20 protein-coding genes are annotated in these 23,553 nt (G+C 73.0%); 9 read left to right on the top strand and 11 right to left on the bottom strand.

Annotated elements, in window-relative coordinates; translation table 11 throughout:
* Nucleotides 1–107 precede the first annotated feature (107 nt).
* On the top strand, nt 108–1,373 hold the full coding sequence (locus K7I03_RS31675) for a wax ester/triacylglycerol synthase domain-containing protein (protein WP_185944771.1): 1,266 nt from the start codon (nt 108–110) through the stop codon (nt 1,371–1,373).
* 253 nt (nt 1,374–1,626) lie between these two features.
* Complete coding sequence (locus K7I03_RS31670; protein WP_185944772.1) at nt 1,627–3,192, top strand: GMC oxidoreductase; 1,566 nt, start codon at nt 1,627–1,629, stop codon at nt 3,190–3,192.
* Here K7I03_RS31670 and K7I03_RS31665 read toward each other — a convergent pair.
* The 5 genes from K7I03_RS31665 to K7I03_RS31645 all read right to left on the bottom strand — a co-directional run bounded on the left by K7I03_RS31665 (nt 3,140) and on the right by K7I03_RS31645 (nt 10,305).
* Complete coding sequence (locus K7I03_RS31665) at nt 3,140–3,955, bottom strand: DUF72 domain-containing protein (protein ID WP_185944773.1); 816 nt, start codon at nt 3,953–3,955, stop codon at nt 3,140–3,142. The genes K7I03_RS31670 and K7I03_RS31665 overlap by 53 nt on opposite strands.
* An 89-nt stretch (nt 3,956–4,044) precedes the next feature.
* On the bottom strand, nt 4,045–4,770 hold the full coding sequence (locus K7I03_RS31660; RefSeq protein WP_185944774.1) for a restriction endonuclease: 726 nt from the start codon (nt 4,768–4,770) through the stop codon (nt 4,045–4,047).
* Nucleotides 4,771–5,021: 251 nt separating this feature from the next.
* Nucleotides 5,022–6,113, bottom strand: a complete 1,092-nt coding sequence (locus tag K7I03_RS31655; protein ID WP_185944775.1) for a tetratricopeptide repeat protein — start codon at nt 6,111–6,113, stop codon at nt 5,022–5,024.
* A gap of 11 nt (nt 6,114–6,124) precedes the next feature.
* Nucleotides 6,125–9,901 (bottom strand): tetratricopeptide repeat protein, encoded by a 3,777-nt coding sequence (locus K7I03_RS31650; protein WP_224347315.1) that lies wholly within the window; start codon nt 9,899–9,901, stop codon nt 6,125–6,127.
* Nucleotides 9,898–10,305 (bottom strand): hypothetical protein, encoded by a 408-nt coding sequence (locus K7I03_RS31645; RefSeq protein ID WP_185944777.1) that lies wholly within the window; start codon nt 10,303–10,305, stop codon nt 9,898–9,900. The genes K7I03_RS31650 and K7I03_RS31645 overlap by 4 nt, the downstream gene beginning before the upstream one ends.
* A 413-nt stretch (nt 10,306–10,718) precedes the next feature.
* On the opposite strand from K7I03_RS31645, the gene K7I03_RS31640 reads away from it, so the two are divergent.
* Both K7I03_RS31640 and K7I03_RS31635 read left to right on the top strand, forming a co-directional pair.
* On the top strand, nt 10,719–11,165 hold the full coding sequence (locus K7I03_RS31640; RefSeq protein WP_185944778.1) for an HIT family protein: 447 nt from the start codon (nt 10,719–10,721) through the stop codon (nt 11,163–11,165).
* Nucleotides 11,166–11,283: 118 nt separating this feature from the next.
* Nucleotides 11,284–12,582 carry a phosphoribosyltransferase gene (locus K7I03_RS31635; RefSeq protein WP_185944779.1) on the top strand — a complete coding sequence of 433 codons (1,299 nt, stop codon included), beginning with the start codon at nt 11,284–11,286 and terminating at the stop codon, nt 12,580–12,582.
* 147 nt (nt 12,583–12,729) lie between these two features.
* Here K7I03_RS31635 and K7I03_RS31630 read toward each other — a convergent pair whose 3' ends face one another.
* On the bottom strand, nt 12,730–13,587 hold the full coding sequence (locus K7I03_RS31630; protein ID WP_185944780.1) for a hypothetical protein: 858 nt from the start codon (nt 13,585–13,587) through the stop codon (nt 12,730–12,732).
* Between the two features lie 9 nt (nt 13,588–13,596).
* Nucleotides 13,597–14,157 (bottom strand): papain-like cysteine protease family protein, encoded by a 561-nt coding sequence (locus K7I03_RS31625; RefSeq protein WP_185944781.1) that lies wholly within the window; start codon nt 14,155–14,157, stop codon nt 13,597–13,599.
* A 657-nt stretch (nt 14,158–14,814) separates the two neighbouring features.
* On the opposite strand from K7I03_RS31625, the gene K7I03_RS31620 reads away from it, so the two are divergent.
* A complete protein-coding gene (locus K7I03_RS31620; RefSeq protein ID WP_185944782.1) occupies nt 14,815–15,249 on the top strand; it encodes a hypothetical protein in 435 nt (144 codons plus the stop codon).
* Nucleotides 15,250–15,375: 126 nt separating this feature from the next.
* On the opposite strand, the gene K7I03_RS31615 is transcribed toward K7I03_RS31620, so the two are convergent.
* Nucleotides 15,376–16,362, bottom strand: a complete 987-nt coding sequence (locus K7I03_RS31615; RefSeq protein ID WP_185944783.1) for a hypothetical protein — start codon at nt 16,360–16,362, stop codon at nt 15,376–15,378.
* Nucleotides 16,363–17,095: 733 nt separating this feature from the next.
* A complete protein-coding gene (locus K7I03_RS31610; protein WP_185944784.1) occupies nt 17,096–17,992 on the bottom strand; it encodes an AraC family transcriptional regulator in 897 nt (298 codons plus the stop codon).
* Nucleotides 17,993–18,099: 107 nt separating this feature from the next.
* Between K7I03_RS31610 and K7I03_RS31605 the strand changes: the two genes are divergently transcribed.
* The gene (locus K7I03_RS31605) at nt 18,100–18,903 is read left to right on the top strand and encodes an alpha/beta fold hydrolase (protein ID WP_185944785.1); all 804 of its coding nucleotides are present in this window, start codon (nt 18,100–18,102) and stop codon (nt 18,901–18,903) included.
* Between the two features lie 64 nt (nt 18,904–18,967).
* Here the strand turns inward: K7I03_RS31605 and K7I03_RS31600 are convergent, their stop codons facing one another.
* Entirely contained in the window at nt 18,968–19,627 is a 660-nt protein-coding gene (locus tag K7I03_RS31600) for a TetR/AcrR family transcriptional regulator (RefSeq protein ID WP_185944786.1), read from the bottom strand.
* A gap of 87 nt (nt 19,628–19,714) precedes the next feature.
* On the opposite strand from K7I03_RS31600, the gene K7I03_RS31595 reads away from it, so the two are divergent.
* On the top strand, nt 19,715–20,644 hold the full coding sequence (locus K7I03_RS31595; RefSeq protein ID WP_185944787.1) for a zinc-binding dehydrogenase: 930 nt from the start codon (nt 19,715–19,717) through the stop codon (nt 20,642–20,644).
* 205 nt (nt 20,645–20,849) lie between these two features.
* Nucleotides 20,850–21,767 (top strand): hypothetical protein, encoded by a 918-nt coding sequence (locus K7I03_RS31590; protein ID WP_185944788.1) that lies wholly within the window; start codon nt 20,850–20,852, stop codon nt 21,765–21,767.
* 19 nt (nt 21,768–21,786) lie between these two features.
* Here the strand turns inward: K7I03_RS31590 and K7I03_RS31585 are convergent, their stop codons facing one another.
* Nucleotides 21,787–22,005 (bottom strand): hypothetical protein, encoded by a 219-nt coding sequence (locus tag K7I03_RS31585; RefSeq protein WP_185944789.1) that lies wholly within the window; start codon nt 22,003–22,005, stop codon nt 21,787–21,789.
* 182 nt (nt 22,006–22,187) lie between these two features.
* Between K7I03_RS31585 and K7I03_RS31580 the strand changes: the two genes are divergently transcribed.
* Complete coding sequence (locus tag K7I03_RS31580; RefSeq protein ID WP_185944790.1) at nt 22,188–23,552, top strand: cryptochrome/photolyase family protein; 1,365 nt, start codon at nt 22,188–22,190, stop codon at nt 23,550–23,552.
* Nucleotide 23,553 lies beyond the last annotated feature (1 nt).

Here is a 23,553-nt window from a genome sequence, read left to right as displayed (position 1 = left end):
CCGGCTGTGTCCCTGCCGGTCCGCGGCCTGGCCGGGCGCCATAGTGGCTTTCTGACGGACGGTGCCCCCGCCCGTCGAGCGGCCACAGCGCAGGAAGGGTCCCGGCAATGCTCGTGCTTCCCACGGACCGCGGCCACGCCCCCGTCCCGTTCGGCCCGTCGGACAGGTACCAGTACCTGCGGGCCCGGACGGCGGCGGACCCGGCCCGCACCCACGTCGGCATCGCGGCGCGGATGACGGGACCGCCGCCCGGCCGCGAGGAGTTGGAGCGGCTGGTGGCGGACGCGGTCGCGCGGGTGCCGGCGCTCGGGTACCGGGTGGGCGGTACGGGCCGCCGGGCACGGTTCGAGCCGGCGGGCGCGCTGGACGTCTCGCTGCACGTCGAGGAGGTCGAGGTGCCCGCCGGGCAGCCTCTGGGCCGGTGCGCGCTGGACGCGCTCGCCGCGCCCCTGCCGGCGGGCCGGCCGCTGTGGGGCGTCCGGCTGGTCCGGGGCCACCACCCGGACGAGTACCTGCTGGTGTACCGCGCGGCCCACCTCTTCCAGGACGGCCTGGCGATGGCGCAGGCCATGGGCGCCGCCCTGTCCGGCGCCCGGCTGCCCGCGCCCGCGCCGCGGCCCGCGCCCCGGGCGCCGTCGCCGCGGACGGTGCGCTCCTGCGCACGGTTCCTCCCGCACCTGTTCGGGCGCACGGCGCACTGGCTGCCGCCGGGCTCCGCCGTCACCGGCGGGCGGACGCTGCACACCGCCACTCTGGACCGGTCGGCGTTCGACGAGGTCACCCGCCGCACCGGCGCCTCCGCCGCCCAGGTGGCGCTCGCCGCGCTGGCCGGCGCCCTCCGGGCGTGGACGCCCGGACACTGGTGCGGCGCGGGCGGCCGACGGCAGCGTCGGGGCCTGCGCGTCTACCTGCCCGTCAGCCTCCGGCCGCCCGGGGACCGCGCGGCCCTGGGCAGCGCGCTGGGCGTCATGCCGCTCACCCTCCCCTGCGCCGAACCCTCCCCCGCGCGCCGGCTGACGGACGTCGTCCGCGACACCGGACCGATGACGCTGTACCGGTTCCGCGAGCTCTTCGGCTACCTCCTGCGGGCCCCGGGACCGCTGGCCTGGCTCGCCCACCGCGCCGTACACCACTGCTCGCCGCCCCGGCTGGGCGTCACCGTCATCCCGGCGGACGCCCACGACGCCGCCCCGGGCATCGCGGGCCTCATCCCGGTGTCCCCGCCGCTCGGCTCCTCCCCGGGCGGCTGCGTCTTCGTCCTGGAGAAGACCCGGGTGTCCGTGTCGTTCCTGTTCGACGCGGGCGTGCCGGGCACGGAGCGGCTGCCGGGGCTGCTGGGCGTGGCACTGGAGGAGCTACGGGCGGCCGTATAGCCCGTCCGGTGTTCGAGGACCTCGCGGCGAAGCCGCGATGCCGGGGTCCGGGGCAACGCCCCGGAAGAAACGGTGGATGGGGGTGCCCCCTCTGGGGGAGGGACCGGGGCACGCCCAATAGGCCGACGCCAGGCGCGGGATGCCACTCCGCCGGACAGGTCGTCCCCGCGCATGCGACCGGGCGCGTCCCGCGACGGCCGGTGCGGCGCAGCCGATGGTGTGGGCGGAGCACGCGCACCTTCAGGAGGCAAGGATGGCAGGACGAAGCCGCCGCGAGGCCCTGAGCCTCGCGGCCAGGACCGGCCTCGCAGCCCTGGGCGCGGCGACGCTGGGAAGCCGCGCCACCGCGGCGGCGACCCGCACGGACTTCCGCGCCCTGGTGGTCGGTTCGGGCTTCGGCGGAGCGGTCGCGGCGCTGCGCCTCGGGCAGGCGGGGGTGGACACGGTCGTGCTGGAACGCGGCCGGGAGTGGCCGGTCGCCCCGGCCCGCCCGCTGTTCGGATCGGCCAGCGGGGTGACGGACACGATGTTCTGGTTCCGCCGCACCGCCCGCTACCCAGGGCTGCTGCCCGTGCCGGTGCGCCCGGGCCCGGGGATCCTGGAGGTGGCGGAGGAGCCGGGGCTGGACATCTGGTGCGGGGCGGGCGTCGGCGGCGGGTCGCTGGTCTACACGGGGGTGACGGTGGCTCCGCCGCGCCGCTGCTTCGAGCGGCTCTACCCGTCCGGGCTGCGCTACGAGGAGTTCGCCCGCGTCTGGTTCCCCCGGGCGCGGGCGATGCTGGGCGCCTCGCCGATGCCCCGCGACGTCTACGCGTCCGGGCCGTTCCTCCACTCCCGGGTGTGGGACCGGCAGGTGACGCGGGCGGGGTGGCGACCGGAACGCCTCGACTCGACGTTCGACTGGGAGGTGGTGCGCGGGGAGCTGGCGCACCGGGTGCCGCTGTCCGCGACGGCAGGCGAATCGGACTTCGGCTGCGGCAACGGCGCGAAGAAGTCCCTGACGCGCAGCTACCTGCCCGCCGCCCTGGCCACGGGCCACGTCCAGCTGCGCCCGCTGCACGAGGTGCGTTCGGTGGGCCGGCGGCGGGACGGCCGCTTCCGCCTGGAGGTCCGCCGGCTGACGCCCGGCGGGGCGGTGCTGGGCACCGAGGAGTTCACCTGCGACCTGCTGTTCCTGGCCGCCGGGACGCTCAACACCAACCGGCTGCTGGTCGCCGCCCGCGACCGGGGCACCCTGCCCGATCTGCCGGCGGCCGTCGGCGAGGGCTTCGGCGACAACGGCGACCAGGTGACCGTCCGTTCGCAGCCGCTCGTCCAGCACGGGGCGACGCAGGGGTCACCGTGCGCGTCGGGCGTGTTCGTCCCGGACGGCCTCGGGCTGCCGCTGCGCGCGGAGAGCTGGGTGCTGCCCGGGTTCCACGGGCTGCCGGCGGTCGTCACCCTGAGCATGACGGCGGACGGCGACCACCGGGGCGCGTTCCGCTCCGACCCGCGGACCGGCCGGGTGCGGCTGACGGGCTGGGGCGCCGGTTCGGCGGCCGCGGCCCGCGCCGCCGAGGCGTTCAACCGGCGCGTCATCGCCGCCAACCCCGGCACCCTGCCGCTGACCCTGAGCGTCCCGGCCTTCACGGCGCACCCGGTGGGCGGGTGCGCGATCGGCCGGGTGACGGACCCGGAGGGGCGGGTCCGGGGCGTGCCGGGGCTGTACGTCGTCGACGGCTCGCTGCTGCCGGGGACGGTGGGCGGCGCCAACCCGTCGCTGACCGTCACGGCGCTCGCCGAACGCGCGCTGGCGGGGATCGTCGCGCGGGCGGGGTGACGGCCGGGGCGGGCGGGACGCTCACCACGTCCAGCCCGGCGCGTACGGCCGCGCGCGCGAAGACCCCGGCGTCGACGACGGCGGCTCCGCCCGGGTCGTTGTTGAAGTAGGCGTAGACGTCGGCCTGTCGGGGCCAGGTGTCCGCCACCCGTGCGGCCCACGTGGCGAGGGCCTGGCGGCCGTAGCGCGGCCAGGGCCGGGCCCGGCCGCCGTGGAAGCGCAGATAGCCCCAGCCGGCGGTGCGCCACAGCGGCCCGGCGGGCCGGGACCCGGCGTCGGCCCAGCACAGGGCCGCGCCGCGGCGTTCGAGGACGGCCCGTACCTCGCCCGTCCACCAGGAGGGGTGGCGGGGCTCGACGGCCACGCGGACGCCGGACGGGAACTCGGCGAGGGCGGCGTCCAGCGTCGTGAGGTCGGCGCGCAGGGTGGGCGGCAGTTGGAGCAGGACAGGTCCGAGCCGGTCACCCAGGCCCGCCGCGTGCCGCATCAGCCGGGCGACGGGCTCGGCCGGGTCGCGGAGCCGCTTGATGTGGGTGAGGAAACGGCTGGCCTTGACGGCCATCACGAACCCGTCGGGCGTGCGGTCGCGCCAGTCGGCGAAGGTGTCCGGGGAGGGCAGCCGGTAGAAGGCGTTGTTGTTCTCGACGGTGGCGAAGTGGCGGACGTACTCCTCCAGCCACAGCCGCTGGGGCAGTCCGTCCGGGTAGAGGCCGCCGCGCCAGTCGGCGTACTGCCAGCCGGAGGTTCCGACGAGGAGGGGCATGGGGGATGCCTGCCCGGTGCGGGGTGACGGATCACCGCGGGGCGGTCACATCGGCCCGTCCGGCGTTTGAGGACGACCGCACCCCGTACTCACGAGCACCCTCCGACCACCGGCCCGTCCCACTCCGCGAACCCTTCCCCCTGCCGCCACGGCGGCGGCGCCCCGCCGTCGCTCCACGCGGCGAGGGCCCGCGCGTCGAGGCAGAGGATGCCGCTGCGGGCGGCGTACTCGAGCGCGGGTCCGGTGAAGTCGCTGGTGGTGACGAGGGCCGCGATGTGGGCGCCGTGGATGGTGAAGCAGGTCCCGCCGAAGCGTTGCAGATCCTGGGAGCCGACCTTGTGGTCGGGCCCGTACCGCTTGCACTGCACGACGAGGCGCCGCCCGTCGGGCGCGGTGGCGAGGACGTCGGCCCCGAGGTCGCCCGCGCCGCCGACCACATGGACGTCCGTGCAGCCGTCGCGTGCGCACAGTCCGGCGATCGCCTGCTCGAACTCGGCGGCGTCCATGGCGGCGTAGTCCACCGGCGGAACGGCTTCCACCACGAGTCCCGGCCGATCCCCGCGGTCCTCCGCCGGCGCCCTGAACGCACCGCGTGGCCGGTACCGGCCACGCAGGCCCGCCGCCCCGGCGCCCCCGAGCGCGACCAGGGCGACCAGGGCGGTCAGGGCCCCGGCCGGATGGTCGCCGGCGTGGGCGGCGGCGGTCCGCAGCGTCAGGCCGACGCCGCAGACGACGATGGCGAGCAGCGCGAGGGCGAAGGCGGTCCGGCGTCCGGTGCGGCCCCGCCGAGGGACGGAGGGTTCGGGCATCGTCATCGTCGGCGGCTCCCCCCACGTCGGCTTTCAAGATCACCTGACGGGGTGCGCTTGCCCCCTCGCGGGCGTTTCATGAGCCCCTCCCGCTCAGCGATACGGCCCCATCGGCGGAGGCATCGGAAGAACGGGCTCTCCATCCAGTCGACGGTCCACGCGATGTCGACTATGTCCTGCGCTTGGTTGTACGACCGCCTGGATGCCAGGGCCGTAAGGAAGTGATCGGGGTGTTCGCCGGCCGCCGAAGGGACCGATCACCGCCTTGCGTCGGCATCGGACCAGGCCCGTTCGGCCTCCGCACGCAGGTCGGGAACCGCTGGATGGTCTACGCCGTTGACACGCAGGAAGTCGGTGAGCAGCCGCTCGAAAGCCGCTGCCGCCTCCGCGTGCTGCCCAGCCTGTCGGTAGGCGCGGGCCAAACGGTGGCGCGTGTCATGGATGACGGCATGATCAGGGTGCTGGAGGCGCTGGTACGTGTCCAGGTTGGCGAGCAGCGGCTCAATCGCGTCGGCAGGCCGCGCCACGTCAAGGTAGGCCACGGCAAGGTCCCTTCGTACCGCGACCACCACTGAGTGATCTGGCCCGCAAAACGGGACGATCCCGGCAAGCGCTCGTTCGTACCACTCAAGGGCCCGCTGAGGATCTCCCGCCTCATGGTGGGCGACACCCAAGTCCGACATGAAAGCAAAAGTCCGCAGATGATCGGCACCGAAGTAGCGCTCGTGCTCGCCGAGCAATTGCCGACCGAGGGCGAGGGCCTCCGGATAGCGGCGGGCGTCGAGGTAGGCGGTGAACAGCTGCATTGCGCGTTCCCTGCTTTCCTCGCACTCCGGGCCCAAGGATCGTCTACTACCCGCCACGGCCTCCTCCAGCAATGCGACAGCCCGCTCGGTCTGCCCCTCGGCACGGCAGACCTTGGCCAAGTCATGCAGGGTGGTCAGAGTCTCCGTGGCATCCCGGCCCAGCTTGCGCTCGTAGCCGGTCAACGCCCGCTCGTAGTACGAGATGGCCTCGGCATTGCGTGCGGCGGCATGGCAGGCACCAGCCAACTGGGTACAGACCATCAAGGTCTGCACACTTTCCGGACCGAGCGCGGCCTCGTACCCGGCCAGAATGGCCTGCAACTCGCGAACGACGGCCTCGAGCAGATCCTCGGCGTCATCACCCCGGGACCGCAGTGCGGAGGCGGCCATCAAATGGAACATCACCTGGTTGGCACGCAGGCTCAGCACGTCCACATGGTCGGGTCCCTTCCGCCCGGCCGCCTCCGCAACGGATCCTCGAAGACGCTGAAAAAATTCGGCGCTCAGTTCAAGGGCGACACCTTCATCTCCCTCATCGATCACGGAAACCTCCCTCACGCAGTCGTGTTCGCTCGCTCGGACCGATAGGCGGCCGCCGCACGCATAAGGTTGAGTAAGTCACGCAATTCGGGTGAAGGCGCTTCGAGAACGTCCAGCGCTGCCCGATCCCGCTCAGTCAGCGATGCAAGCGGACGGTGCGGCCAGGCTGTCGGGTGCTCCAGGTCGTGAACGGTGATGACGGCTTGGGGGTGACAACCGTCTGATGAGCTGGGATACACGCCTTTACTGTGGACGAGATACCGTCTGTCCGGTGACACCGTGATGTCCTGCAACTCGGTGAGAAAGTCCTTGACGAGCCGGGGCGGGGCCACTGGCACCAAGGTGGAGCTGTCGAGGAAGAAAGGCATGCCCTCCCTCAGAGCCCACCCGCCGACGATTCGCCACCCCGTCAGGGTGAAGAGGTCAATGAGCTCAGGCGCCTGCTCGGCAGAAGCGATCAGATGACACTCGTCGCCGACCGACTGCCAGCGGCACATCCGACCGTCAGCGTCCGTGGTGAGCACCTCGTCGGGGGCCGGCATCACCAGGCCGGTGATCTCGCCCTGGTGGGGTCGGACGACAGCCTGTGCGTAAACAGACCGCATCAAGGTATCCGTGACCACGAACCGATCGCCGTGGGCGAAGGCGACCCGAGTACCGGTCGGGTCGACTGCCAAGCGGTCGCCACGGGAGAGGCCGATCGAGAACAGATCGGCCTCGTACAGCCCGTCGCTGGTACCCACCAGCACAGTGGGAACCAAACGCGATCCGATCAGGAACCCGTCGGCGGTGGCCGCACCCGCCGCGCCGTACAGGGCGGCCCCGGAGGCTATGACCTGTGCCGTCCCGTTGACGTACCGCACCAATTCACCCGGGACGCTGCCGTTGCGTTCCGCATGACGCACTGCCACAACGCCGTCGTCCCCCATGCAGACGACAGCTTCGTGGTACGCCCCGCCCTGGTACACCTGCTGCCTTCGCCCGGTGGTCAGGTCCACCGACGCCATCCGCAGACCGTCTTCGCCATAGGCGGTGCACGTCATCCACGGTCGTCCGAATGCGAAGGCGAGATGGCATGTCGAATCCATGGCCAGTGGAAGCTGTCGAGTCCCGGCCAGGGCGCAGATTTCGGTGAACGCTTCGACCGAACGCCGGTCGACCGAGGCCAGTCGTCGCATCAGCGCCCGCCCGGTCGCGTCCGGGGGTTGCCAGCACCCTCCGGGGAACCGGTGCACCAGCTGTATGGCATCCAGGATGGGAACAGAACAGGTCAACTCCCATAACGCTGGCCACTCCTCGCTTCGGACGAGCCGCTCCGCCGCCTCGCCGATCTCCTGCTCGGTGCCCCAGGGCAGCCTCTCTTCAGGGCCTTCCGAGTGACGCACCAAGTACAGGGCCGTTACCCAACCCGCGGCATAGTGATCACCCTGAGATTCCCCTTGCTCGCGGAGCGCGATCGCTTCCTCTGCGGCAATGCGCGCCTCGACGTGCCGTCCAGCCTCCGCGAGCATCCCTGCCAAAGTGGCCACGGCACTCGTGAGTTCCCGCCGATAGCCGCCGGGGTGCACTCGGGCCAGTTGCCGGTAGAGACGGACAGCCTCCGCCACAAGCTGCGCGGCGTCCGCCAACCGGCCGGTCTCATATTGCAGCTTGCCCACCGTCAGGAGTGCGCGGGCCAAGCTCTGAGGGACTGCGTCGGGTTGCAGCAGCGGGAACAAGCGAGCGAGGACTACCGCTCCCTCGGCCAGCTCCAGGGCCTCTTGCAGGCGGCCGATTCGAGCCAGCAACGCCCCCTGGTCGCTCAACAACCGCGACTGCAAACTCAGATTACACACCCATCCCGACGGATCACGGTGGAACAGGTCATCGTACAGCCGGCGGGCTTCTTGTGTCAGGGCCAACGCCTGGTCGATGTCGTCGGTCGCCCAGAACGTCTGGGCCAGCACATGCAGCAAGTGGGGCAGGAGCGTGGCCGACTGGGGTTCCAGAGCCGCCTTGGGGCGGCAAAGGGCCAATGCCTCCTCCAGCACACGACGGGCGTCAGCATACCGATGGGTGGTCGTTAATTGGACACCCAACTGGTGAAGAGCCACTGTCAGTGCATATTCGTGCTCGGGCATAGTATGAGCCAGCCGACGGAGCAGGACGACGGATTCCTCGGCGGCGTCCTTGCCTTCCTCCCACCGGCCGGCCGCGCCACGCCGTTCGGCGAGTTCGAGGAGCAGCGCGGCCCGAGTCTCCTCGTCACCGACGGCCGCCAGTCGGTCGGCCACCATCCGCTCACCGAGGTCGCCGCCGCCTACGGCGGCTTCGGCCGCTTGACTGCGCCGTACGCACTCGTAGACGGCCGCGAGAACTCCCGGGTCGGCGCCCTCGATCCTGGCCAGCGAGGAAAGCGCCGCACTTCCCCCGGCTATGGCAAGCGAAGGTTCCCGCAAAAGCAGCGGATACAGCACTCGTTCGCCTACGTGCGGCCAGCGTTCGGTGACCGCGGCGAGGAAGGAGACAGCGCGCCCGGTCCAAGGCACGGGCTGACCACGGCGCCTTTCGACAACGGTGTGGGCCGCGGTGACCGACCACGGGTCGGTGGGGTGTCCCGAGACGGGGCTTCCCGGCACGGTGAGCGCGAGGAAGTCCTCAGCCAGCCGATCCGGCAGCAGGGGTTCCAGAACGTCAGCGCTTTCGGACCGCGTGGAGGGGTAGCAGACGGCGTGATCGCTGAGCACTCGGCCCGGTCTCTCGAACATCAGCGCTTCCAGCAGTTCTTCCGCACGCTCACGCCGTAGCGGACCGGCGAGGATCGCGGTGAACACCGCACGGCCCAGTACCTGGTCCGGTGTACGGAAATCCAGGCCGCACGCGCGATTCTCGTACAGTTGCCTCCAGTTCTCCTGCTCCCGGTCAAGCAGGTAGCCGGTGAGGCCGAGCATGTCAGTCGGCGGCGTACGTCCATATGCCCGGGCGTCCACCGCCACCAGGGCGGCCATGTGTACCGCAAGGGTCAGACCGAAGTCCGGGTGGGCCAGATCCACCGAGCACGCGGCGGCACCCGGCGCCCGGTCCGGATAGTGGCGGGCGAAGCAGTCGCGCGCAACACGGAACAGCCGGTCCCGGAATCCATGCTCTCCCAGCAGTGGCGCGAGGAACTGGTCCGAGGTTTCCGCCCCCAGACGCAGCCGGTTCAGCACCCCGCGCAAGGCCGGCCAACCGTGTGCCGACCGAGCCGACAGCAGCACCCGGACCGGTACCGATTGACGCATCAGACTGTTTCGGAAAAGCCAGTTCCAGTGCCCTAGGGGCCACCGGTCGGCGTAGTCCGCGAGCAGAAGCACTCCCCGGTGACCGCGCACGCGCAGATCATGGCTGCCCTCAGTCGGCGGATGGGTGTCGGTTCCGTGTACCGCATGGACCACGAGCCATCCGGATTCCTCGCCATCGGCGGCGAGCCGGGCCGCCAGCCGCGTCTTGCCCTGCCCGCCGGCGCCGTGCAACCAGCGCACCGCCAGCCGGTCCGAGGAATCCCGCCAGGCGATCAGTTGGGCCCATTCGTCTTCTCTGCCGGTGAATTCGACTACCTCAAGCCGGGCGTCCAACATCCGGCTCGGCTGCGCCCGCAGCCAGTCGGAGCCCTGAGCGACAATTTCCGGATGCCGGAGAAGCAGGTAGAGAGGACTACCGTCGCCGAATACATGGATGTCCGCGCCCACAGCACCGTACGCGAAACCACCGACCGCTCGAACCTCCTGGTGCCCCTCACCCGGTATCTGCCGGCCGTCGCCGGCCGAGGTCACGCCTCGTCCCCCGTTCGGAAAGCATCGGACGCGGGATGCTCACCGCCGGATTGGTGATAGACGATATTGCCCCCTTGAACGGCGAACTGAGTGGCACTGCCGTGCGCGATATTCGTCTGCGACCACGGTTGCTGACCACCTGGCAGCCGTGAACCAGTGCGCTCGACCAGCTCGCGCAATTCCTCCATCGACTCCGGATGCTCGACCAGCAGGGCGAGTAACCGACGTCGCCACACCGGCACCAGCTCCCTGCGGACCTCACCGGCCTCCTCGCCATCCACAGCGCCCACCGTGCGGGCGTCCTCGTCCAACAGCGCCACCACACCGGTCTCCCGGTTCGGGGCGTGCCGTCGGAAAAGCCTGGCCACGCCTTCCCGGGTACCCTGCCAGAGTTCGGTGGTCATCGCCGAAACGAGTGTTGTCGCTCCCGCTCCTGCCAGCGCTGCCAATGATTCCGCGATCACCGTTACCCCCACGGCTGTCCACGACGGAGCACGACTGCATCCACGCCCATGATGCCTCGGCGGCAGCCGGATAGTAGCCGCCGAGACATGACCGATCACTGACGGAAAAGGCCCTCTGGCGGCAGGCAGCTCGCAGAGCACGAGGGGCCACCCCGATCTCACAGGCTTCCGGCGCCTGCTCGACGATGCCTCCGGGAGGCCGACGCGGACGGCCGGCAGCACGGAGACACCGGCGCACCGAGGCAGGCCAACCCGACGGGATACCTACTACGTCACCTCTGTCGACCACCGGTCCGGCCCTCCGGATTCCGCTGTCAACCCACTGTCCCGAGGCCCCAGGGAGACTCGAACCCATGCGGGAACAACAGACGACACCGAAATCGCCCTGCGTCTTCTGCGCGATCGTGACGGGTGAGGCGCCCGCCCACCACGTGCTGGCGGATGACGCGGTGGTGGCGTTCCTGGACGCCCGGCCGCTGTTCCCCGGGCACGTACTGGTGGTGCCCCGGCGGCACGTGGTGACCCTGACCGACGTGCCGGAGGCGGACGTGGGGCCGTTCTTCGCGCGGGTGCGGCGGGTCGCCGGGGCGGTGGAGCGCGGGATGGGCGCGGCCGGTTCGTTCGTCGCGGCGAACAACAAGGTGAGCCAGTCGGTGCCGCACTTCCATGTGCACGTCGTGCCGCGCAACCGGAAGGACGGGCTCCGAGGCTTCTTCTGGCCGCGTACGCGGTACGCGTCGGAGGAGGAGGCGGCGGGGGTCGCGGAGCGCGTCCGGGCGGCGCTGGCGGACGGCGGGTGAGCGCCCCGGCCGGGTTGGTGCGCACAGGCGGGGGTCGCATAGTGGAAGGGAGACCCCTTACCCGCCGGGGAGACCCCTTTCCCGCCGGCCGGGCGCGTCCGGCTGCCGGAGGTGGACGATGCGATTCGACGACCGAGTGGACGCGGGCCGGCGGCTGGCCGAGCGGCTGGAGCACCTGCGCGGAGACGATCCCGTCGTGCTGGGCCTCCCGCGCGGCGGTGTGCCGGTGGCCTACCAGGTGGCCCGGGCGCTGCGGGCGCCGCTGGACGTGATCCTGGTGCGCAAGCTGGGTGTTCCCTCGCACCGGGAGCTGGGTTTCGGGGCGCTCGGCGAGGGTGGCGTGCGGGTGGTGCGCGACGACATCATGCGGATGGGGCGGGTGGACGAGGACGACCTGGTGGAGGTCCAGCGGGCCGAGGAGCGCCACCTGCGGGAGCAGGCCGACCGTTTCCGCGGCGGGCGGCCGCGGGTGCCGCTGGAGGGCCGGACGGCGGTGGTGGTGGACGACGGGATCGCCACCGGTTCCACGGCCGTCGCGGCGTGCCGGGTGGCGCGGGCCCTGGGTGCCCGTCGGGTGGTCCTGGCCGTACCCGTGACCTCGCCGGACGCGGTGGAGTCGCTGCGCGGCGAGGCGGACGAGCTGGTGTACCTGTCCGCGCCGGCCGGGTTCTCGGCGGTGGGCGAGTGGTACCGGGACTTCTCGCAGACGGAGGACGAGGAGGTCGTGGCCCTGCTGCGGCACGACACGTCCGCGCCGCCCCACACCGGGGCGCACATCCACGGCCCGGCCCCGGTGAAGCTGCCGGTGGACGACCGTACGGTCACCCTGGACGGCGACCTGACGATGCCGCCGGGCGCGCCGGCGGTCGTCCTGTTCGCGCACGGCAGCGGCAGCAGCCGGCACAGTCCGCGCAACCGTGCCGTGGCCGGGGTGCTGAACCGGGCGGGTCTGGGGACGCTGCTGTTCGACCTGCTGACGCCGGAGGAGGCGGAGGACCGGGCGAAGGTCTTCGACATCGGTCCGCTGGCCGGGCGGCTGGGGCAGGTGACGGAGTGGATGCGCCGTGAGTCCGTCCCGCTGTGCTACTTCGGCGCGAGCACCGGTGCGGCGGCGGCCTTGTGGGCGGCGGCCGAGGAGGGCCGGGAGGGCCCGGCGGCCGTGGTGTCCCGGGGCGGCCGGCCGGACCTGGCCATGGACCGCCTGGAGGCCGTCCGGGCGCCGACGCTGTTCCTGGTGGGCGGCCTGGACCAGGCCGTCCTGGATCTGAACCGGCAGGCGGCGGCGCGGCTGCGCTGCGAGAACCGGCTGGTGGTCGTGGACGGCGCCACCCACCTGTTCGAGGAGCCGGGCGCCCTGGACACGGTGGCCGAGCTGGCGTGCGAGTGGTTCACGGACCACGTCGCGCCGACGCCCTGAGCGCCCTGAGGGCACGCCCCGCCGCACCCGTCCGCCTCCCGCACCCCCGGGCCGCGTCCGGGCAGGGCTCCGCCCCGGTTCCGGGCGTGGAGGGGGCCGGAAGACCGGGGCGGAGCCTGGAGGGGACGTACGGGTCGTCCGCGCTCGTCAGCGGAGACGTGCGCGCTTGCGGCGGCGGAGGCCGACGGCGCCGCCGGCGAGGGCGAGGGCGGCGCCCGATCCGCCGACGATCAGCGGGGTCGAGGACGTCGAGGAGTGCGGGCGGCCGGTGCCGAAGCCGCTGGAGAAGCCCTTGGTGTCGTACTCCGAGCCGGGCTGCTTGTCGGCGTAGCGGGCCTTGACCAGCTTCTGGTAGTCGGCGAGCGACACCGACGACTGGCCGCCCAGCCCCTGCCGGGCCGCGTCGTTCAGCGGCTCGACGGTGGTGAGCTTCAGCTGGTAGTACCCGTGGATCTGCGGCTCGCTGAAGACCGTCGTCGCGAGGTCGGCCTTGCCGGCGTAGGTGGCGTCCGTGTCGCCTTCGCGGACGGCGGCCAAGTGCCAGCCGGTGGTGCCGGTGGGGGCGAGCAGGACGGTGGCGGTGCGGCCGGCCGAGGTGGTCACGCCGGCGACGGCGTAGGCGAGCATGACCGCGTCGGCGAGGGTGGGCTGGGCGGTTCCCGCGACGAAGGCCGGTGCGACCTCGTTCAGGGCCAGCGGGTCCTTGATGGTGAAGGACGGCACGCCCTCACAGGGGTCGGCCTTGGCGGGGAGCGTCACCGCCGCGCCGGGGGACGCGCCGTTGGGCACCGGTGCGCTGAGGAAGCGGCAGACCGCGTCGTGGGTGGCGGTCGACTTCAGCGTGTCCAGGGCCGCCTGGAGGTTGGGGAGGTCGGCCGGGCCCTTGGCCGCGCCGGCCGGGCCGGCTCCCACCGACAGCAGGACGGACGCGCCGAGGGCCAGGATGACGGGGAGGCGGGAGAAGCGGGCGGCCCGCCGCGTCGTGGACGTTCTCTGGTCGCACATGTCGCTCTCCTAGCCTGAGATGCCGGTGCGGGAGTGGGTCCACTTGAACGAGCTGTTGCTCACGTAGTCGTTGTAGTTCCACCACGTGTAGGTGGTCGTGTCCGGCCAGGGGTCGCCCACGCCGATGGTGTTGTTCGACGTGTCGTAGCCGTAGACGACGTTCATGTGCCCGCCGCCGGAGGTCCAGCCGATGCGTGCTCCGACGGGCCGGGGGCCCCGGACCTCGGTCTGGACCTCGCTGAACGTGGCCGCCCTGCTCAGTCCGGTGCCCGTGTGGGACATGCCGAGACTGCCCCAGGCCCTGGCCATGTCGTCGAGCGTGGCCGGCTGGTTGTTGCAGCCGTAGGCCGGGTTGGCGCGGGTGCAGAAGTCGGTCTGCGTCGAGCCGTAGCCCTGGTACTTGGCGATCGTCAGGCCGGAGGCCACCCAGCACCACTGGGTCTTCTCCTGCTTGAGCATGGTGATGTCGTCGTACGCGGCGTCCGCGTGCGCCGTGGCGGCGGTTCCGAGGAGCCCGGACACGGCCAGTGCCAGAGCCGACGCCGTGGTCGCGCGCTTGAGTCTGCTCATGTTCCTGCCTTCCCGTCGTGGGTGCGACGAGCAGATGGCCGGATCATCCGACCCCCTCCGTGGAGGGCAGTCATATGACAGCTCGCGTTGCCAAGGCTGACTAGCGCCTATCGCCGAGTTCAACACTAAAGAGTGCTATATCCGCTTATCGTTCTTATGCAAGATCTTTGCTCTCCGCCCCATTGCACTCCGTCACCAAGGGGCCATCTGTCCTTCTGTGGCGCCCACGCCAACACGCGCCCAGACGGCCTCTTTTCGAACGCGAAGGAAGTGGAAGCCCGCAGCGCTCAGCTGTGATCAGGCGTTGTCGAAAACCCACTGCGTGTCATGCCGTGGGCGATTGGAGCTTGATCGGGTGGTGATCGGGAAGCGCTCCAGCGTGATCGTTGTGACCGCCGCGGCCCGGCGCGGGTGCGGCGCGGGCACCCTCACGCAAAACCCACGCCGCCTCCGGAACACCGGCACCAGGAGACCACTCCCGGCTCACTGTGCAGCCCGCAACCCGGAGAGCGGCGTCACCGTGCAGGGCGGAACTGCCGCACGACCGGAGCACGGCGTTAGGTTCCGGAACGAAACGGCAGTTGTTCCGGAGCGCCGGGAAGCGCGTCCGCGCGGCCGGTTTGCGCCACAGACATTTCTTGCGAGGAGAGACCACCGATGTCCGAGAAGCCCATGGGGATGAAGAACAGGGTCGCGCTCGCGGTCCCCACCGTGCGCAAGCGCACCCTCGGCACAGCCGTGGCCTCCGGCGCCCTGGCCGTGGCCGCGGTGCTCGGCGCGGGCGGCCAGGCCCTCGCCGGCACCAACGGCCAGCAGATCCGCATAGTGGACTACACCGGCAGGGTCAACTCGGTGAAGATCATCGGCCAGGTCCAGAAGGGCCAGCCCCGCACCTACTGCCTGGCCACGCCCCACAAGGAGACCAGCCTCGTGGGCTGGTGGTGGCGCGACTACACCCGCCTGGCGAAGTGGACCGACTCCAGCTGCGGCGCCGACGGCGGCACCTACCTCGGCAGCCAGGACGAGTGGGTGAAGGCCACGCAGTACGACAGCGACTGGACGGGACTCACCATCTACACGAACACCTACTGATCCCCCGGGTGCGGGCGGCTTCCACCGCCGCCCGCACCCGGTTCTCCCGGAGGACGCGTTCCTCCCGGCGGATCCGGACGCTGACGCCCGACGCCCGACGCACCCGGGCTACCCGACGCACCCGGGCTACCAGGTGACGATCATGTACCCCTTGCCGCCGGACCCGCCCCGGACCCCGTCGCCGCCATTGCCCCCGGGGTCGGCGGCGGAGTGGTGCAGCACCGCACCCGCGCCCGAGGACCCACCGCGCCCTCCGCGACCGCCGGTGCCCCCGACGCCGACGCCCTGGGGCAGCTTCGTTCCTCCGGGCCCCACGGTCTTGGCCGGTTCGCCGCCGGTCCCCGGCCAGTACTGCTTCGTCCCGTGCTGACCGGCGCCGCCCTGGAGGGATTCCGCCACCGTGCCTCCGGGGCACCTTCCCGGCCACGCCTTGCGCGTGGCCCCGCCGGCGGCACCCGCCTTGCCGTGGCGGGCCCGGCCACCGCTCCTGCCGCCGCCCTCGCCGCCGGTGCCTTCCAGCCCACGGAGGCCGGCGGGCCCTGCGTCGACATTGGCCACCTGCACGTCCTTCGTCGTGTCGAACAGCTCGGTCCGGCGCCGGGCCTCATTGCCGTTGTTGCCGGGGCGGCCCGACCGGCCGTTCTGCCCGTCCTGACCGGATTTACCCGAACCGGCCGCACCGCCCTGGCCCTTGAGGCCGCCTTCGCCCCCGCTTCCGCCACCGGCGACGGTCACCTGGTAGGTGTGGGAGGCGTCCAGTGTGATGTGGCACGCCAGGTAGGAGCCGGCACCGCCGCCACCGCCCGCCCCTCCCGCTCCGCCCGAGCCGCCGTCGCGCCCGTCGGCCCCGGTGTTGGGGTCCAGGACGTCCTTCACGGGGGCCTCGCCGCCGCCACCGCCACCACCGGCCCCTCCCCCGCCACCCGTGCCGCCGGCGCCCCAGATGTAGACGGTCGCCTTGCTCACTCCCGCCGGGGGCTTCCACGACGTGGACGACTCGAAGGTCTTCTGCCGCTCGGAGGGGGCGGCCTCGGCATCGGGACTCGGGGAGACCGCCAGCAGGTGGGCGACGACCAGCGCGGCAGTGGCTCCCCATGCCGCACGGCGTCTCACCGAGGGCAGTCGCAGGTGCTTCGTCCGCGTGTTCCTCTCCGTCCGACCGTCCACCGGACCATCCATCCGACCGTCCATTGGGGTCTCCCTTCGGCTGCTCATTCGGCTGCTCATTCGACGTGTTCCTTCCGGAGGAGCCGGGGGCGCCGCGGGATCCGGCCCGAGCCCGTCAGGGCGCCGCGGACCACCGCCTTCCGGCAACGGCGGGAACGCGGCGGCTGCGAGCAGCCGGGCGGCGGGCAGTGCCGTCGCCAGGGACCGTCCGGCGGCAGGTCTGTTTCTTACGGTCACAGCGCAAGCCGGTCAAATGATCCGACGAGCAGGCCGAAAGCGATCCCTTACACGTGTATGGAGTTCGACCTGACGTGCCGGTGCGGTACCGCCCCGGCGTCACCCGCCAGTCGATCGGAGGGCTGCCTCAAACCCTCCGCCGACGTACCGAAGGAGTGAACCCGGGTCCCGCAGAGAACCCCGGGCGTCCGCCGGCAGGCACATCGTCCCCGTCGGGATGACCCGGTCCACTCCACGCGACCGTCTCACCTGTACGAGGGCCGGGCGTGACCCGGCCGCCGGTGGGACGGGGGTGGAAGCCGCTCCCGTCGCATATAAGGGCGAGGACGCCGGGACGGCACCGGTGAAGCGACCCCTCGCACCCGAAACTCGACGCGACATCGCCCCGAACGGCACCACGAGGTTCCCGCGTCGCCCGCGACCGGACCACGCGCGGAGGAACTCAGGCCCCAAGGCCGCCGGTTGCCCCGTGGGCGGCACGCCAGGCGGCCGGCGGTACGGCGGCCTGGCGCCGGAAGAAGGTGGTGAAGGCGGCGGCGTCCCGGAAGCCGAGCCGCCGGGCGCAGCCGGCGACCGGCAGGTCGGTGTGCGCGAGCAGCCTCTTGGCCTCCAGCAGGACGCGCTGGTCGAGGAAGACCTTGGCGCCCGTGCCGGTGGCGGCGCGTGTGGCCCGGGTGAGGGTGCGCACGTCGTAGCCCAGCGCCCGGGCGTAGTCGGCCACGTGGTGCCAGTCGGTGAAGTGCTCCTCCACGGCGGCCCGGTAGCGGCGGAACACGTCCGCGGACCGGCGGTGGTCGGACGCGGCCGCGGCCGCGTCCGTGCGGGCGAGCGTGTCGGGGAGCGCGCGCAGGAACAGTGCCGCCAACAGGTGGGTGAGCAGCGCGGGAGACGCCGCCAGGTGCGGTGCGCGCACGGCCGTGTCGTGCTCGCGACCGAGGTGCCCGGCCGCGAACAGGGCGAGCTCCAGGCGCTGTCGGTCAAGGTGCCAGCACGCCGGCGTGGCGGCCTCCGCCGCGGTGAAGCCGGGGAGGAAACCGGGCCGGAAGAGGATCAGCGGGCCGTCGCAGGCGTCGGTGTCGCTCCAGCGGTGCACCATGCCGGGCCGTATCCATACGGCGCTGCCTTCCGTCAACCGGTAGGTGCCGAAGTCCGCTTCGTGGCTGCCGGTGCCGGAGGCCACCAGGGCGAGGACGTGGAAGTCGGGGCGCTGAGGCAGTACGCGACGGCGGCGGACGTCCATGCGCCGCAGCGCGGCGAAGTCCAGGACCTCCACGCCGCGGGACGAGCCGACGGCGGGCGAGTAGCGCAGCTGCCGCACCGCCGGGTGTCCGTTTTCCACAAGGACCGTGTTCCTTTCCTCCGGGCGGCGGATCCCGCCGCTCGTACGGTCGGACATGTGCCCGGCAACCGGGCCGGGACCCACGCAGGTTACGTGTTCGAGGTGTGATGACGATGGAAACGACAAGGCCGGTGGCGGTGGCGGGCGGGACCCTGGACGTACGGGTCGGAGGCCGTACCGGGCCGGCGCTGGTGTTCGTCCACTACTGGGGCGGCTCCGCCGACACATGGAACGGTGTGATCGCCCGGCTCCCGTCCGGGCGGGCGACGGTCCGCTACGACCAGCGCGGCTGGGGCACCTCCCGGTCGCTGCCCGGTCCCTACGGCCTCGGCCGGCTCGCCGACGACCTCGCCCGCGTGCTCGCCGCGTGCGTACCGGGCCCCTTCGTCCTCGTGGGGCACTCCATGGGGGCCAAGGTGAGCCAACTCCTCGCGGCCCGCGGGCCCGCCGGTCTGGCCGGCCTGGTACTCGTCGCGCCCGCGCCGCCCGAGCCGCCCGGCACGGTGACCGAGGAGTACCGGCGGGGGCTGTCCCACGCCTACGACTCACCCGCCGCGGTACGGCACGCCCTCGACCATGTCCTGACCGCCACACCGCTGCCCGAACCGGTGCGGGCCACCGCGGTGCGCGACAGCGTCGCCGCCGGACCCGAGGCACGGAGGGAGTGGCCGCTGCACGGCATCGCCGAGGACATCACGGCCGCCGCCCGCCGCATCGCGGTTCCGGTGACCGTGCTGACCGCGGAGCACGACGTGGTGGAACCACCGGACGTGCTGCGGGAGTTCCTGCTGCCGCACATTCCGCACGCGGCCCTCGTCACCGTCCCCGACGCCGGCCACCTGCTCCCCGTGGAGCGCCCCGACGCCGTCGCGGCGGCGATCGCCGACTTCCTCGCGGTCCTCCGGTCCTGACCGCCTCGCCCCGACCCTGCTCGGACCGGACCCCACCGCCCCCGGACCGGCCCCGGCCACCCGCCTACGCGGTCCTCGGCTCCGCCGAGAAGGTCAATGCCCCCGGGACGACCTCGAAGACGCGCCGCAGTTCGGCCGCCAGGGCGTCGCGGCCCGGGGCGCCGGGGAGGGTCACCCACGCCTCCAGGGCGTGCCGGTGGGCGGCGACGAAGAAGTCGAGCGCGAGGCGGAGGCGGATGTCGTCCCGAGGGTCGTCGATTCGCAGCCGACGCGTCAGGATTCCGGCCGCCCTGCGCACGGTGCGGTCGCAGAAGTGCAGGCCGTGGGCGTCCATGGACGGTGTCTCGGCGGCCAGTCGGCGGCTGAGGCGGATGCTTCGCGCCCAGCCCTCGGCGGTCATCCGCTCCAACGCGCCGTACAGCGACGCCTGCAGCGTCTCCAGAACGGTCCCGCCGCTCGGCTCGCGGGTCTCCAGGTCGTCGAGGAACGCGGCCCACAGGTCCTGGGTCGGTGCCATCGCCACGTCTTCCTTGCTGGAGAAGTAGCGGAAGAAGGTGCGCTTGGACACCTCGACGGCGTCGCAGAGTTCGTCCAGCGTCGCGCCGTCGAAACCGCGTTCCGTGAAGAGCTCCAGGGCGGTGTCGGTCAGCGCCTGACGGGTGCGCAGCTTCTTGCGCTCGCGCAGCGGCAGGCGTTCCGGGGTGGGTGCGTCGGTGGCGGCCATCGCTCTCAGTGTAGCGCGGGCGCTTATGCCACTTGTAGGTTTATGCCACTGAGAGGCACAATCGACTCCCGGAAGGGCTGCCCTGCCATGCGCGCACTCCTCGTCGACCCCACCGCCCCCGCCCGTCTGCGCCTCGGCGAGGCGCCGGAACCCGAACCGGCGCCCCACCAGGCGCTCGTCCGCACCGTCGCGACGTCCCTCAACTCCGGCGAGATCCATCACGCCCTGGCGGAGGCGCCCGCCGGGGCCGTGCTCGGCTGGGACGCGGCGGGAATCGTCGAACGCGCGGCGGCCGACGGCTCCGGCCCCGCGGCCGGCACCCCCGTCGTCACGCTGGGCGCGGACGGGGCCTGGGCGGAACTCCGCGCGGTCGACACGGACCGCCTCGGCACCGTGCCCGAGGGCGCGGACCTCGGCGCGATCAGCACGATCCCGGTGGCCGGCGCCACCGCCCTGCGCGCGCTCCGGCGCCTCGGCCCGCTCCTCGGCCGCCGCGTCCTCGTCACCGGCGCGACCGGCGGCACGGGCCGGTACGCCGTCCAACTCGCCCGCCGCGGCGGCGCGTACGTCATCGCGTCCACCGGCGACCCCCGCGCGCACGGCGACGGCCTGCGGGCGCTCGGCGCACACGAGGTCGTGACCGGCCCGGAAGACCTCATGGAACCGGTGCACGGCATCGTCGACATGGTCGGCGGACGACACCTCGTCGAGGGCTACGCCCGGCTCGCCGAACACGGCACCCTCGTCAACGTGGGCCGCGCGGCGCTCGCCCCCGACACCTTCCCGCCCGGCGCCTTCTCCGGCGCCCCCGAAGCCCACGACCGGGCACTGGTCAGCTTCTTCCTCCTGCGGTGCACGGGACTCGACGAGGACCTGACCCTCCTGGCCGCCCTGGTGGCGTCCGGGGAACTGGACGCCCAGATCGCCTGGCGGGGCACATGGGACAGGGCGGCGGACGCCATCGACCTGCTGACCGGACGACGCCTGCACGGCAAGGCGGTGCTGGACCTGTCCTGAACACGACCGGAGCCGGTCCACCTCCACGGCCGAGACCCCGTCCCGGTCGGCCGGCCGACGAGGAGGAGACGGGGAAGGGCCTACCGTGGCGGCCACGAGCCGAGCGCACACCGGACCGCCCCGCATCAGCGGACCGAGCACCTGAGTACCGATACTGAGTACGAACGCTCAGGTCCGACCGCCTGCCGGGCGGCAGGCTGGAGGTATGACCACGCCGCTCACCGGACCCCAGTCGTACCCCGCTCCCCCGCCGTTCCCCGCCTTCCCGCCGCCCTTGCCGCCCGTACCGCCGCGCCGGCGGCGGCGTGGGCTGGTCGCCGGGGGTGTCGCCCTGGCCGTCCTGGTGGGAGGCGGCGGCGCCGGGGCCTGGTGGTTGACGCGGGACGGGGACGGCTCACCGCTGGCCGGGCGGCCGCGGGTGGCGGACGGCGCGGCCGGGCTGTCCTACGCCATCCCCAAGGGCTGGGAGCGCGACTCGAAGCACGAGCTTATCGACGCCTTCACCACGGCGATCGGCCGCAAGAAGCAGGACGACCACCACATGGCCGTCGTGCTGACCGGCCGTTCGAGCGCGATCCCCCAGGACCGGCTGCGGCTCTGGGCCGAGCGGTCCGCCCGTTCGAACGCGGAGTTCTTCTACCCGGACCGGCCCGTCACGCCCGAGGAGTCCCGCCCGACCTCGGTGGACGGGCATCCCGCCCACACCGTGGCCCTGCGGGTGGACGCCGAGGAGGGCGGCCCCGCCCGGCTGCGGATGACCCTCCTGCAAGTGGACGGCACCCGGACCGCTTTCCTCCTCGGGATCGACCAGCCGGCCGGGGGGCCGGTGGAGGAGGAGGTCGACCAGGTGCTGGAGAGTGCCGAAGTGACGGGGGGTGGGAAGGCGCCGGAGGGCCGATCGGGGGGCGGGGGACGGCCCGAGACCGCGGGATGGTCGGAGGCCGGGGGCCGGCCCGAGACCGCGGCATGGTCGGAGGCCGGGGAACGGCCCGGGCCCGCGGCACCGTCGGAGGCAGGGGGCCGGTCCGGGCCCGCGGCACGGTCGGAGGCCGGGGACCGGTCCGGGTCCGGCACGCCCTCCCGGGCGCTTCCGGAGTACGGGACCGACCGCCGCCGCCTCTGACCCCCTCCCCGCCCTCACGTCACTCCTCGAAAAACTCCCGCACCACCCGTTCCGCCGCCTCGTCCGCCGCCGCCGCGGGTGACAGCTCACTCAGCGTGTCCAGGTCGGTGTCCTCACTGAGTTCCGCCTCCCAGGCGGCGGCCAGTTGCTCCTGCCGTTCGGGCGGCTGGCTCTCGACCTTCTTCCGGCTCGCGGGGCTCAGGGCCGCCAGGAAGCGGGGCAGTTCGTCGGCGGGCATACGGGCCTCTCTCGTCGCGGTCGCTCCTCCCCCGCCGCGCCCGGGGCGCGTGGGGTTCCTGATCAGGTGTTCCAGGCCCCGGCCCGGCATCCCTGCCCGGGGCCGCCCGCTCACCCGAACGGCCCCCGCGCCGCGCCTTGTCGCGTCCCCGGCCGCCGCGGGACGCGCCGTAGCCTGGCGCCATGCCCGTCGCCCTCGCCCTGTTCACCTCCGACCTGCGGCTGCACGACAACCCCGTGCTGCGGGCGGCCCTCCGCGCCGGCGACCGCGTCGTCCCGCTGTTCGTCGTCGACAGCGGCGTCGCCGCCGCCGGCTTCGCCGCGCCGAACCGGTCCGCGTTCCTCGCCGGCTGCCTGGCCGACCTCGACGAGGGGCTGCGGGCGCGCGGCGGCCGGCTGGTCGTCCGCCGGGGTGACGTGGTCGAGGAGACCTGCCGGGTGGCCGCCGCGACGGACGCGGCGGAGGTGCACGTCGCCGGCGGGGTGAGCGGCTACGCGCACCGCCGCGAGGAGCGGCTGCGCGCCGCGCTGGAGGCGGACGGGCGGCGGCTGCGCGTGCACGACGCGGTCGTCACGGTGGTGGCGCCGGGCGAGGTGTCGCCCACCGGGAAGGACCACTTCGCGGTGTTCACGCCGTACTTCCGCCGCTGGTCGGCGGAGCCGCCCCGGGCGGTCGTGGACCCGCCCCGGCGCGTCGACGTCCCCGAGGTGGACGGGCTGCCGGTGCCCTCGGCCGCGGACCTCGGGGCCGGCGGCGCGGCGCCCGGCCTGCCCGCGGGCGGCGAGCGCGAGGGCCGGCGGCGGCTGACGGCCTGGCTGCGCGACGGCGTCGACCGTTACGCCGAGCTCCACGACGACCTGGCCGCCGACGCCACGTCCCGCCTCTCCGCGTACCTCCACTTCGGCTGCCTGTCACCGCTCGAGGTGGTGACGCGGGCGCGCGGGGACTCGCCGGGCGCCGAGGCGTTCGTCCGCCAGCTGGCCTGGCGGGACTTCCACCACCAGGTGCTGGCCGCCCGCCCCCGGGCCGCCTCCGCCGACTACCGGACGCGCCACGACCGCTGGCGGCGGGACGCCGGCGAGTTCGACGCCTGGCGGGCCGGGCACACCGGCTACCCGGTCGTCGACGCGGCGATGCGCCAACTCGCCCACGAAGGCTGGACGCACAACCGGGCCCGGATGATCGTCGCCTCCTTCCTCGCCAAGACCCTCCACCACGACTGGCGGGAGGGCGCCCGGCACTTCCTCCACCACCTGGTCGACGGCGACCTGGCCAACAACCAGCTCAACTGGCAGTGGATGGCCGGCACGGGCACCGACACCCGCCCCAACCGCGTCCTCAACCCGGTCGTGCAGGGCCGCCGCTTCGATCCCGGCGGCGACTACGTCCGCCGCTGGGTCCCGGAACTGGCCGGTGTGCCCGGCCCCGCCGTCCACGAACCGTGGAAGCTGCCCGCCGCCGTCCGCTCCCGGCTGCGCTACCCGGAACCGCTCGTCGACCTCGCCGAGGCCCTGGCCCGCTTCCGGGCGGCACGCGGCCTGGACTGAG

The organism is Streptomyces mobaraensis (assembly GCF_020099395.1).
In the GTDB taxonomy this organism is placed as follows: Bacteria; Actinomycetota; Actinomycetes; order Streptomycetales; family Streptomycetaceae; genus Streptomyces.
The sequence above is the reverse complement of the archived record's forward strand: the minus strand, read 5'-3'. Positions and strand labels throughout refer to the sequence as shown.